General features: G+C 41.8%; 11 protein-coding genes. 4 read left to right on the forward strand and 7 right to left on the reverse strand.

All coding sequences use genetic code 11. The annotated features are described in order from the left end of the window. The 3 genes from typA to H9Y05_RS10975 all read left to right on the forward strand — a co-directional run bounded on the left by typA (window position 1) and on the right by H9Y05_RS10975 (window position 4,224). The gene (typA, locus tag H9Y05_RS10965; RefSeq protein WP_216714311.1) at window positions 1-1,797 is read left to right on the forward strand and encodes a translational GTPase TypA; all 1,797 of its coding nucleotides are present in this window, start codon (window positions 1-3) and stop codon (window positions 1,795-1,797) included. 179 nt (window positions 1,798-1,976) lie between these two features. After that, window positions 1,977-3,383 (forward strand): tetratricopeptide repeat protein, encoded by a 1,407-nt coding sequence (locus H9Y05_RS10970; protein ID WP_163491092.1) that lies wholly within the window; start codon window positions 1,977-1,979, stop codon window positions 3,381-3,383. A 13-nt stretch (window positions 3,384-3,396) separates the two neighbouring features. Beyond that, window positions 3,397-4,224 carry a phosphosulfolactate synthase gene (locus tag H9Y05_RS10975; RefSeq protein ID WP_163491093.1) on the forward strand — a complete coding sequence of 276 codons (828 nt, stop codon included), beginning with the start codon at window positions 3,397-3,399 and terminating at the stop codon, window positions 4,222-4,224. A gap of 79 nt (window positions 4,225-4,303) precedes the next feature. On the opposite strand, the gene H9Y05_RS10980 is transcribed toward H9Y05_RS10975, so the two are convergent. From H9Y05_RS10980 to H9Y05_RS11010, 7 genes are all read right to left on the reverse strand, one after another. Then, window positions 4,304-4,720: a BrxA/BrxB family bacilliredoxin gene (locus H9Y05_RS10980; RefSeq protein ID WP_163491094.1), complete on the reverse strand. Its 417-nt coding sequence runs from the start codon at window positions 4,718-4,720 to the stop codon at window positions 4,304-4,306. Between the two features lie 102 nt (window positions 4,721-4,822). Further along, window positions 4,823-5,866: an amidohydrolase family protein gene (locus H9Y05_RS10985; protein ID WP_163491095.1), complete on the reverse strand. Its 1,044-nt coding sequence runs from the start codon at window positions 5,864-5,866 to the stop codon at window positions 4,823-4,825. 308 nt (window positions 5,867-6,174) lie between these two features. Then, window positions 6,175-6,831, reverse strand: a complete 657-nt coding sequence (locus tag H9Y05_RS10990) for a response regulator transcription factor (protein WP_163491096.1) — start codon at window positions 6,829-6,831, stop codon at window positions 6,175-6,177. After that, a complete protein-coding gene (locus H9Y05_RS10995) occupies window positions 6,828-7,247 on the reverse strand; it encodes a sensor histidine kinase (protein WP_216714312.1) in 420 nt (139 codons plus the stop codon). The genes H9Y05_RS10990 and H9Y05_RS10995 overlap by 4 nt, the downstream gene beginning before the upstream one ends. Next, a complete protein-coding gene (locus H9Y05_RS11000; protein ID WP_216714313.1) occupies window positions 7,247-7,633 on the reverse strand; it encodes a histidine kinase in 387 nt (128 codons plus the stop codon). The genes H9Y05_RS10995 and H9Y05_RS11000 overlap by 1 nt, the downstream gene beginning before the upstream one ends. A 3-nt stretch (window positions 7,634-7,636) precedes the next feature. Further along, complete coding sequence (locus H9Y05_RS11005; RefSeq protein ID WP_163491098.1) at window positions 7,637-8,116, reverse strand: hypothetical protein; 480 nt, start codon at window positions 8,114-8,116, stop codon at window positions 7,637-7,639. Window positions 8,117-8,271: 155 nt separating this feature from the next. Further along, window positions 8,272-8,598, reverse strand: a complete 327-nt coding sequence (locus tag H9Y05_RS11010) for a hypothetical protein (protein ID WP_163491099.1) — start codon at window positions 8,596-8,598, stop codon at window positions 8,272-8,274. A gap of 411 nt (window positions 8,599-9,009) precedes the next feature. Here H9Y05_RS11010 and H9Y05_RS11015 point away from each other — a divergent pair, with 411 nt between their 5' ends. Beyond that, complete coding sequence (locus tag H9Y05_RS11015) at window positions 9,010-12,771, forward strand: Ig-like domain-containing protein (protein ID WP_216714314.1); 3,762 nt, start codon at window positions 9,010-9,012, stop codon at window positions 12,769-12,771. The last annotated feature ends 14 nt before the right edge of the window (window positions 12,772-12,785 follow it).

Consider the following 12,785-nt stretch of genomic DNA (forward strand, 5'->3'; position numbering starts at 1 on the left):
ATGGAGATTAGAAACATTGCAATTATTGCTCACGTTGACCACGGAAAAACAACATTGGTGGACAAAATGATTGAAGCCGGTAACGTCATCGACGAAAGAGAACGTCCGACCGGTGAATTAATCATGGATAACAACGACCTGGAGCGTGAGCGTGGAATCACAATCGTATCTAAAAACGTTTCTGTTTCTTATAAAGGGACAAAAATCAACATTATTGACACTCCCGGACACGCCGACTTCGGTGGAGAGGTAGAGCGTGTATTAAACATGGCCGATGGGGTGTGTTTGCTGGTGGATGCTTTCGAAGGTCCGATGCCGCAAACGCGTTTCGTATTGGGGAAAGCATTGTCAATGGGAATTAAACCCTTGGTGGTTGTAAATAAAGTGGATAAAGAAAACTGTACTCCGGAAGAAGTGCATGAAAAGGTATTCGATCTGATGTTTGAACTGGATGCGGACGAAGAACAGTTGAATTTTCCTACAGTTTACGGTTCCGCTAAAAACGGATGGATGTCCGAAGACTGGAAACAGCCGACTACGTCCATTACACCGTTGCTGGATAAAATCCTGGAGTATTTTCCACCAAAGAAAATTGAAGAAGGAAATACACAGTTGTTGATTACTTCATTGGATTATTCAACGTTCGTGGGACGTATTGCCATCGGACGCTTGAACAGAGGTGAGTTGAAAACAAACCAGAGCATTGTATTGTCAAAACGCGACGGTTCCCAGGAAAAACACCGAGTAAAAGAATTGTTCGTGTTTGAAGGATTGAACCGCGTGAAAGTAGAAAGCGTTCAGGCAGGAGATATTTGTGCGGTAACAGGAATTGAAGGATTTGAAATCGGGGATTGTATCTGCGATGCGGAAAATCCGCAACCGTTGCCGACAATCTCTATTGATGAGCCGACAATGAGCATGTTGTTCTCGATTAACGATTCACCATTCTTCGGAAAAGAAGGGAAGTTTGTAACATCTCGTCATATTTCTGAGCGTTTGGACAAAGAATTGGAGAAAAACCTGGCAATGCGTGTCGGTAAAACTGACAAAGCGGATAAGTGGGTTGTTTTCGGACGCGGTGTCATGCACTTGTCTGTATTGATTGAGACAATGCGTCGTGAAGGATATGAACTACAGGTGGGGCAGCCACAGGTAATCATCAAAGAAATAGATGGTGTAAAATGCGAGCCGGTAGAAGAGTTGACGATTGATATTCCGGAAGTAAACTCCGGGACAGCCGTAGAAGCTGTTTCCAAGAGAAAAGGGGAGATGAAGAACATGGAACCGAAAGGAGATCGTATGATCATCCAGTTTGAAATTCCTTCCCGCGGAATCATCGGATTGAGAAATTACCTGTTGACGGCAACAGCTGGAGAAGCAATCATGACACACCGTTTCCTGGAATACCAGCCATACAAAGGAGAAATTCCGGGACGTATGAACGGATCATTGATTTCTATGGAGCAAGGTAGCGCGATTCCGTTCTCATTATCGAATCTGCAGGAACGCGGGATTTTCTTCGTTCACCCGAATGATGACATTTATGAAGGGCAGGTAATCGGTGAACACACACGATCCAACGACCTGGTTGTCAATGTTACAAAAACAAAAAAATTGACAAACATGCGTTCATCCGGAGCAGACGACAAAGTAAAAATTGCTCCGCCGAAAGTGTTTTCACTGGAAGAATGTCTGGAATACATTCAGGGAGATGAGTACGTTGAAGTAACGCCGCAAAGCCTGCGTATGCGTAAAATCTTATTAAAAGAGACAGACCGCAAGCGACAAGGGAAGTAATACTAATTGATACGGTTTAACCACATAGTCAGAGGAGATAGAGAAAGTGCTGTTGAGACGACTATGTGGTTAAACTTTTTTGTTTCCGTTCAACTTGTTTATTTCTTGTTGAAAAAACGAAATCGAATAACAAAGGGTTGCATATTTTTTTCGTATATTTATACATCATATAGAACAATATGTTTGACAGTGAGGAAGACGATTTTTTTGACGCAAACCTAAATGAAGACATTGCCAATTTTGAGAATTATCTGAAAGGGGGGGCAATGGGGTTTGTAGATAGTGACAGGCTGGAGTTCCTGATTGATCACTATTTAATGAACAGTCAATATTCAAAAGCAAATCAGGCAGCTGATTATGCCAGAGACCAATTTCCATATTATTCCGTTTTTACCATTCGAAAGGCACAAGCCATGTCGGCGATCGGGCAATTGAAAGAAGCATTGAATTTATTGAATGCGGTTGAAAAAATGGAATTCGGGTCGGCTGAACTGATGTTGACAAAAGCATCTATTTTCAGCCAGTTGCGCGACCATAAACAAGCCATTAAATATTTTAACGAGGCATTACGCCTGGTTGAAGGAGAAGAAGACAGGGATGAAATCTACCTGGACCTGGCGATGGAATACCAGGCGCTTCGCGATTTTAACGGTGCGCTGAAAGTATTGGAAGAAGCCATCAAAATCAATCCTTCAAATGAAGGAGCGATCTATGAAATTGCATACTGTTATGATCAGTTGGGAAATTTCGAGCAGGCAATCAAGTGTTATTCCGATTTCATCGATGAAAATCCGTACTCGTTTACCGCATGGTATAACCTGGGAAATGCCTATTCCAAATTAGAAGATTATGAAAAAGCCATTGATGCATACGGTTATTGTATTGTGATCAATGAAGATTTCGGACCGGTATACTTCAACCTGGGAAATGCTTATATGGGACAGGATGACTTTCAACAGGCAATCGATGCGTTCCAGAAATGCATGGACCTGGATGGGGAAGACCCGATGGCATTTTGTTACATGGGAGAATGCTTTGAGCAGCTGGGAGACCTGGATTCGGCAGAATTTTATTACCGCAGGAGCCTTGATCTGGCACCACTGCTACCGGATGCCTGGCTGGGATTGGGAATTGTAGAAGACCTGAAAGGAAATACCCGGGAGGGAATCACCCTGATCACAAAAGCATCTGAACTGGATCCGGATAATTCTGGTATTTTTCATGTACTGGCAGGTGCGTATGAAAAGGTGGAGCAAATTGAGGAAGCTGCGTATTACTTCGATAAATCATTGAAACTCGACAGTACAGATGAAGACTGCCTGCGCGGATTTGTACAGTTGCTTTCAAAAGTTGAACCGGATACTGAAATTTTAAGTTTTCTTCAGAATTTTCAGGCAGAATATGGGGCAAACGATTCCATTGATTTGTTGATTGTTAATCAATTGTGGAGGCTGGGGAGGAAAGAAGAAGCCGTGAGCTTGTTCAGATTGTGTGTTGAGAAAAACCTGGAATACGCAAAAGAAATATTTGAAATCAATAGCGATTTACGACAAGTGAGTGAATTTATCCACTTGACAGAACAATAAAGTAGTTAGAAGAATGAATTTTGAATTACCATTTATTCCGGAACGTTCGGAAAAGCCAAGAAACAAAGGAGTAACAATGATGATGGATAAGGGATTAAGCCTTATCGAAACAGAAGCTTTTATACAGGCAAATGCACATTTGACAGATTTAGTGAAATTTGGATTTGGAACTGCTTATGTAACAAAAGATCTGGAAAAAAAATTGGCATTGTATAGAGAAGCAAACATTCGTCCTTACTTTGGAGGTACATTGTTTGAAGTGTTTTATGCGAGGGGAAAATTTGATGATTTTCTGAAGTTATTGGATAAGTACAATATGGATTTATTGGAAATTTCGGATGGATCCATCATCATCAATCACGATGAGAAATGTGAATTGATACATCGCCTTTCCAAGGAACGGACAGTCCTTTCGGAAGTCGGGTCAAAAGATTCCGGAATCCTGATTTCACCTGCGCGCTGGATCAAAATGATGAGCAAAGAATTGAGTGCGGGATCCTGGAAGGTAATCGCTGAAGGCCGTGAAGCAGGAAACGTTGGTGTTTTCCGTCCGAACGGGACAGCTCATACATTCCTGATCAATAAGATTATTTCAAAAGTAAAACCGGAAGACATTCTGTGGGAAGCACCGATCAAAAATCAACAGGTGTGGTTCATCAAATTGTTCGGGGCCGAAGTAAATCTGGGAAATATTGCGCCGAATGACATCATTCCGCTGGAATGCCTGCGCCTCGGGTTGAGAGGAGATACCTTTTTTGATTTCCTGCCAAAAGATTATGCCGAGCGCCTGAAGCAAGTGAATGATGATGAAGAGCTGGCACAAATGGAAGAAGAAGATTAATCCAACAATAGAAAGATAAGAAAAAAGCCCGGTTGATCCGGGCTTTCTTGTAACCATTATTTGGTCGTAGTAAATTTTTTTATTGACAGTATTGATTGTATGCTTCAACTAAGTTTTCAGCAATCATCACAGCAGACGCACCTTCAATGTGGTGACGTTCTAAAAAGTGAACCAATTTTCCATCCTGGAATAAGGCAATGGAAGGTGAAGATGGAGGATACGGAAGAAAATACTTTCTTGCCTGAGCAGTCGCTTCTCCGTCTACTCCGGCAAAAACAGTCGCTAATCCTGTAGGTAATGTATCGTTGTTGAGAGATAATTTCACTCCCGGACGCATATTTCCTGCCGCACATCCACAAACTGAATTAACCACAAGTAACAAACTTCCCTTTGTATCTTTAATGATCTGGTCAACTTCCCCTGCTGTTGTCAATTGTTTGAAACCAACAGAAGTCAAATCTTCTTTCATTGGTTGTACTAACTCTGGTGGATACATATTGTTTATTTTTGAATTTATACAAAATTACAAATATTCTTTCGATTACAGAAGAAAGAAAAATGAATGTTATACATCCGACTCCTAAGTTGATGAACCATTTTATTTTGCCGGCTCAATTCCGGATTTCCCCAGCCACCTCAAAACGTTGTCATACCAGATTTCTTTTGATTCTTTTTCCGTGAGGATACCTGCTTCTACAGCAAAGTCGATTACACGTCCCGGGTAGGAGCGTGCAACTCCCTCCATCTCTCCAAGTGGGTAGGGGTCATCCAGCCCGGCAACGATTTGTGTGGCACCAACCCTGATTTTTAATAATTGCAGGGTGTAAGAGTCGTGTACCAGCGTGTCAAAAAATACATTTGGATGTCCGAGTGTATTTCTGGGGTCTTTTGCTCCCTGGAACAAATCCGGTCGACCGTCATAGCCCTGCAGTCGTCGTCCGTAATTGGCCTGTCCGAGCATACAACCGTGAGCAAAACACGTACGGATATCCGGAAAACGGGAAACAAAATCTTTGAGCGAGAAAAAGTGGAGTGCATCAGCCGTTTGTGCCATCATCCAAACCAGGTGAAAACGCCAGTATTCATCTTTTAGTTTGACCATTTTTTCTCCGTCGTACGGGTGGATTTCGATGGCCAATTTATAGTGATTCGCCAGCTCAAAAATCGGGAAAACCGATTCGTCCATCACCGTCAGCCATTCGCCTTCTGCATTTAGGAAATGAGTTGGCAGGCACAAAACAGAGAGGTTCAACTCCTCGACACTGCGTTCAATTTCTTTTAATGCGTCTTCCAGGTGGAGTGGTTGCACAACAAATCCACACGTAAATTTATCCGGATGCTCCCGTTGTATTTTCGCGTTGAAATCATTCTGCCAGCGAATGGTATCGTATGTTTCCTGTCGCTCCCATCCGTTACAATAAATCTGGGAAAGGTTGAGCATCACTGCATGATCAATTTTGTAACGCTCCATCCATTCCAATTTCTCCCGCAGGAAAAAACTGGGATCAGTAATGGGACGTGTCCAGTCACCCTGGCGCATAAATTTTTTGTCATCATCGATCGAAAACAATTTCCGGTCTTTCAGAAATTGAGGGATTTCATTCGGTTCAGGCAAAATATGCCCGTGTCCATTAATTCTCATACAGTTTTTAAGCTACCAATTAGAGATTCAAACTTACATAAAAATATGCAGGGAACGCATGCAAATGAATAAAAAACGAATCTGTCATTGCCCGGCAGAGATAAGTGTGCAAATTCTTAATTTGAAAATCACAAACTCAACTTAAGAATCTGCACACATAATCCAAAAATACATTTGGTTGTAATAAAGTAGGCAGGATTTATCTCTTACCAATATTGACAATATATCTTTGACAAAGCTAATGCTTTCACGCTTATATTCATAGCGTAGAAATACGTGTTTTTCATCAAAAAAACAGTTTTTTATGACTAAACGGACAGCAAATTGTTTTTAATTCCATATAAAATGAGGCCAACCACATTTTTCGACTTTGTTTTGTCGAGCATATTTTTGCGATGACCTTCAACCGTTCGCTCACTGATATAGAGTTTCTCTGCAATTTCTTTTGTGTTGAATTGCTGGTAAATCAGGTTGAGAATTTCAACTTCACGTTCGGAGAGATCTTTGAGAACCGGATCGGAATGTTTATTGGTCAAGCGTTTGGTATTAATGATATTATTCAGCATATCGGCAGGAAAATAAACACCGTACCGGTACACCTGGTTAATTGTATGAATCACAGTCTGAGGATCGGATTGTTTAACCAGGTAGGCACAGGCCCCGTATTGAACCATCTGTTCGATAAAATGATCGGAATCGTACGACGAAATAATGATGATTTTAATTTTCGGATACTTTTCAGATATGATTTTTGACGTATCAATCCCATTCATTACCGGCATCCGGATATCCATCAGTATGATGTCGGGATGCCGCTCACTCTTTTTCAGGAATTTTAATAAATCCTGACCATTGTCCCCGTCAAAAATAATGTTGATGTTCTTTTCTTCATTGAGTAGAAATGCCATACTCTTTCTGAAAAGTACTTCATCATCGATCATCGCAATGTGAATGATTGAATTCATAGGCTGTTGAATTTTAATGTGAATTTAAACCCTTTTACCTGGTTGGTATGAAAATGAGGGGTGGCCTGGATAATGTCTGCTCTCGAATAAATATTTCGCAGTCCGATCCCTCCGTTATTGGTAAGTTGATAATTGGTAATTCCCGGACCGTTGTCCGTATAAGTTAACAACGCTGTCTGATCATCATACTCAAACCAGAGTTTGATTTCCGATGCTTTTGCATGCCGGATGGAATTGTTGATCAGTTCCTGAATGATTCGATACAAATGAATCTGATGTTCCATACTTAAATGCTGAAACAAAAGTTGTTCTTTTGGATTGTCGTAACAAATAGAAACCGATTCAGTAGTAGAGAAATTTTTACACAATTCTTCGATCGCCAGGTGCAACCCGACATTTTCCAACGTAGGAGGCATCAGGTTGTGTGCAATTCTCCTGGAACTTTCGCGATAAGTTGGCAGGCGGATAAGGTATTGTCAGAAATTTCAGTACGGTCGGAGCTGCTCAGGCTATCCCGCTTGAGCAAATGGATACTCATCGATACCGCGTTTAACTTTGAACTGATATCATCATGGAGATCCCGTGCGATCCGGCTTCTTTCTTGTTCCTGTGTATTGATGATAATGTTGACAACGTCCTTTTGCATCTGTAATTCCAGTTCTTTTGTCTTTAACCGTTGGGCAAGCATTTTCTTCCTGGAAAGATAGATAAAGACGACCAGGGTAACCAGGACAATGAAGAACGTTAGAAACGTAAACGCAACTGATTTGATAATGTCGATATTGTCAATCTGCTCAATCATAATTTACTTTCTAAAAGGGAAAAGTTTTATTAATTGCACAAAAATCATTATCTGGAAGAAGATGATTGCAAGAAAATGAAGCGTCCAGACATAGATCGCTGCACTTAAATCGACTTTTGCCATGACATTTCCGTACAGAAACAATGAGCAACACAGAATGCTGTAGGAAGTAACGCCGATATTGAAATATCCCAACAGACGCCGTTTTGACAACGTATTGTAGTTGTACATCAGCGAACATACGATCAGCAGGTAGTTGGTAATAATTATTTCAGTAAGGTTGAATTTGAACCACATAGCCGGGCTGATGATGTAATAAATGAGTAAGTAGACTGTTGTCAAAAGTACATAAATACGGATAAATTTCTGTTGTTTCGGGTACTTTTTAAACAGGTTGTGATAAAGAAGGCCGAGTGTAAGAAATTGGAAGTAAAAGTAAATGTGAGAGAAGTACAAATTGTCGGATGTGAAATAAGCTGTCACATCCGACGCGATTTGTATAATAAATAGTCCCAATAAATAGAACGAAAGTATTCTTAGCCAAACGATTTTGCGCTCGTTACTTTTTATGAACGAAAGAACGGTGTTTATGAGCAGAATACACAGATAACACCAATAACTTATCGTGGAAAATAGGATCATCCATTTATGTAAGGCGCGGACTTAGGGCAATAAGTAGGGCATGGTCTGGTAAAATTGTAGATATACAAACCATTTTGATAATCGATCAGGTCGTTTCCGTCTGCATCCACTCCCACAATCATCATATGCGGATTCATTTGTTCATCCAGCCCCAGGTACGTTCTGATATCAACCACCTGTTGAGGAGCTGTAACAGCCTGCAATACCTGTTCCGAAATCAAAAACGCTTTCAGGTCTCTTGTTTCGAAAAATTTAAGCTTGTTTACGTTCCAGTTTTGAGCCCATGTTTGGGCTTGTTGCAATGTAATTACATTCGGTTCCATAATTTAGATAGCATTTGTGATTATTAAAACCAAATATAAAAAGTTAACAGAATAAAAAAAATGCCCGAAATCAAAACACGTATTTATACGTATTGAGCTATGGGGGTAAACACCTGTTTTGTAGGTAAATCCTCGAAAAAGCGTTGAAAAATTTTTTTTATCGGTGAAAAAGGGGATAATTTTCATTTCGAAATAATAATTAATTCAAACTGCTAACAATGGAAACGTTTACCTGGAGGGAATTGAATTCCTGTATGGATTCCCCTCCTTAAATACGAAATGACTATGAATGAAACTAAAGCCAGCTAATAACCGGCTTCTATCGGGATCCAATCCCATACCCTGCATACACTAAACTATTACTTACGAGACATTACAATATTAAACTTCTAATACTAATACCACTAAGTTATGGAAAATTCTATACTTAACTTAAACAGGTTCCGCAGCCAGGTATATCCGGTAATTTTTTATCTGTTGATCTTCTTCTCGGGAATCTTTACAGGACATACTCAACTTCAGTACGCAACTGCCGTACTTTCGGAATCACACGCGACCAGTTCGTCCAACAGTATTGATGCCAACCCGGCTACTTATTCCGAACTGGAAGCCGGAACAGGAATCATCATTGGAATCGGAAGCTACTCATCTCATATTGAGTTGCAGTTTCCTGCACCCGTTCCAGCCAATCAAACCTGCTTCGTGCGGATTGAAACGCAGGACAATATCCTTTCAAGCCTTATGGGGGGAACCCTGGGAAACCTACTTTCAAGTGTTGTCGGAATCGCATTGACCGGAAATCAGGAATTTTCAGTTGATGTTAAAAACGGATCAAATGTAGTACTGTCGGGAAGTTCTACCAACCCGGTCAGTTTTGCAGGAGAACGATTAAAAGTCGTGATTGATGCCAACAACCACCAATACCTTGCAATTACACCAAATCAACAGTATCAGAGCATCCGGATCACAAATATGACCGGTAGCCTTGTTGGTTTGGGAGCAAAAAAGCACATGAAGGTATGGGATCCGTATTATGTGATACAAGGATCCAACTGCGACATACCTAAATTCACATCGTATGATGCTGCCGGAATTACACTGGAATTGTTGAACCTTGGTGGCGGAGTGCACAACCTGGAACGCGTAATTGATGCCAACCTGGCTTCACACTCTACCTTGTCATTGGGAGTGGTGAGCGTTGCCTCCAGCATTACACAACGTGTCTATTTCGAAGGATTGTCACAACCTACAGATGTGTTCGCTGTACGGTTGGGAATTGATCCTGCATTATTGGCGATTACATTAGGTCAGGGGGTCCGAATCCGGACGCAAAACGGTGCGAACGTTGTTACAAATGTTACACTTCAGTCGTTGCTCACTCCGGCAGATGTTATTGCGTTACAAAACAACCAGCCTGTTACCGTTTACATTACTCCGAACCTTCCCGTCGATAGGGTAGTGGCTGAATTAAACGGAATACTTGGTGTAACGGTCAGTCAATCACTCGATTTATTTGAAGTCTATAAAATTACCCAGCCACCGGTACTTGGAATCAACAGTACAAACGTATCTATCTGTGAAGGTACGGCAGCAACATTGTCTGCCGATGCCATTAATCCGACCGATGAGATCAGATGGTACACAACAATGAATGCAACGACTCCGATAGGCATCACTGCTTCCGGGGCGCCTTTTACAACAGGGATACTTCATTCGGACACCACCTTTTATTTAGCCTCCGCAATTCCTGGATGTCCGAATGAATCCCTTCGTATTCCTGTGTCTGTCGATGTGATTCCGGGACCTGATCCTTCCGGGATTAGTGTACCTGTGTTACCGGAATATTGTGCGGTAGATAGTGTCACACTCGGAGCAAGCAGCACACTGGGGACGGATTTCCAATGGTACTTAACCCCGACATCCACTACCCCGATTGTATCCGGACAGCAACAAGGAAATCATACCTATACACTACACAATGATTCCCTTTCAATCTCTGGCCTTTCAATTGCGGACTCTCCGTTTACTGTATACGCAGGTGTACAGGATACAAGCACGGGATGTTGGAGTTTACCCGGAGATTACATTCCGGTAACCATTGTTATTATTGATGAACTGGCACCGACAACGTCACAAACACAGCAAACCTTTTGTGCCAATCAACAACCGACTGTCGCAGATTTGCAGACCAACGGAGGGACCATCAATTGGTACGATGCACCGACGGGAGGTAATTTGCTGACGTCAACAGATGTATTACAGGATTCGACCAGTTATTATGCAAGCTCCGTAGGTCCGCTGTGTGAATCATCAGTTCGTCTCGAAGTCTTTGTAGTTGTAAATGACGAACAACCTCCTGCGACAACAGATTTATCACAGCATTTTTGTCTTTCCGACAATGCAACAGTAGGAGATCTGATTGTAACGGGTACAAACATTAACTGGTATGATAACAATGGAAACAGTTTGACAACCTCCACATTACTGGTGGATAATGGCATTTACCTGGCAACAACACAAGGAATGCTTTGCGAAAGCTCTGATTCCTTAATGATCACTGTTTCAGTCTCTGATCTTCCTTCACCAACCGGAGAGGCAAATCAGGTCTTTTGTTCGGTTGATAATCCGACGATTGATGACATTAACTTAAACGAAACGACCGTTGTTTGGTACGACGAAAACGGGAACAGTATTCCTGCAGGAACATTATTAACGGATAATACATCCTACTATGCGGCTCTGGTTAGCCCGACGTGTGAAAGTGTAACACAGTTTGAAGTAAATATCACGTTCGAAATGGTAGCTGAACCAACGACACAGGACACTGTTCAGATATTTTGTGCTCCATCGGGAGGTACACCTGCATACACGGTGGGAGATATTGAAGTGAATGAAGCAACTGTTGTCTGGTACGATGCTCCTTCCGGAGGAAATGTGATTGCACCTGCTACGCCGTTAGTGGACGGAATGACATATTATGCTGCGCAGCAAGGGACAACATGTGAAAGTGAGAGCAGGCTATCCGTAACAATTTTTATACAAAACCTTCCGACTCCTACGGCAACGGACAATACACAACATTTTTGTGCTGCAACTCCTCCCACTGTATCGGATCTTCAGGTCAATGAACCGGATGTTGTTTGGTACACTATGAGCGGAACGGTGCTCACGCCAACAACACTGCTTGAAAACGGAGCAACATATTACGCGGTTATTGATAATGGTGTGTGTCAAAGCAGTGATTCATTGGTTGTAGTGGTTACGATTGAAAATCAATACAGCGGACAGATCAGCGGACAGATGAATGATGTGTGTTTCTCAGATACACTTGTATATTCAGCTCCTGCCGGAATGACAAATTATGACTGGGATGTAACCGGAGGTACCATTATCGCGGGAGGAAGTACATCCGATAATACGGTAACAGTTGTATGGCAGAATACACCGATTACAACAATCAACGTGAGCTATCAAAGTGTAAATGGTTGTATAATCCAGATGCAGGAAGAACTTACAATCACAACAAAAGTATGTTCCGATGTGACAATCGTGAAAACAGTGAATAACGTGAATCCGTTTATCGGAGATCAGATTGTTTTTACCATTGTTGTCACCAATGACGGGCAGGACCAGTTCACCAATGTGGTTGTGGATGAAGTCATTCAAAGTGGATTTACGTATGTCAGCCACCAGACTACAAACGGAACGTATGACCTGCTGGCAGGAGAATGGACCATCCCTTTGCTGGGTGCTAATGAGCAAGCCGTATTAACAATTACAGTGACTGTCAACCCGACAGGAAATTACCATAACGTTGCGACCATTACCTCCGGAGTAGATGACGATGATACCGGAAACAACGGTTCCGAGGTGATTGTCGAACCAGGATGCTTTACAGTATACAATGAAATATCACCTAACGGAGATGGTGTAAATGATTACTTCTACATTGACTGCATCGAGAAACACGTTAGTAATTCAGTTACCATTTACAACCGGTATGGAAACATTGTGTATGCAACGGATGGTTACAAAAACGATTGGAATGGCATTGCAAATGTCAGTGGTACAATCGGGAAAGGGGAACCGTTACCTGCAGGGACCTATTTCTACCTGATAAAAGTGGAAGAGGAGCAATATGAAAGTTCGGGATGGTTATACATCGTCAGATAATAGTACTTACTTAA

This window comes from Taishania pollutisoli (assembly GCF_014518315.1).
Lineage (GTDB): Bacteria > Bacteroidota > Bacteroidia > Flavobacteriales_D > Crocinitomicaceae > Taishania > Taishania pollutisoli.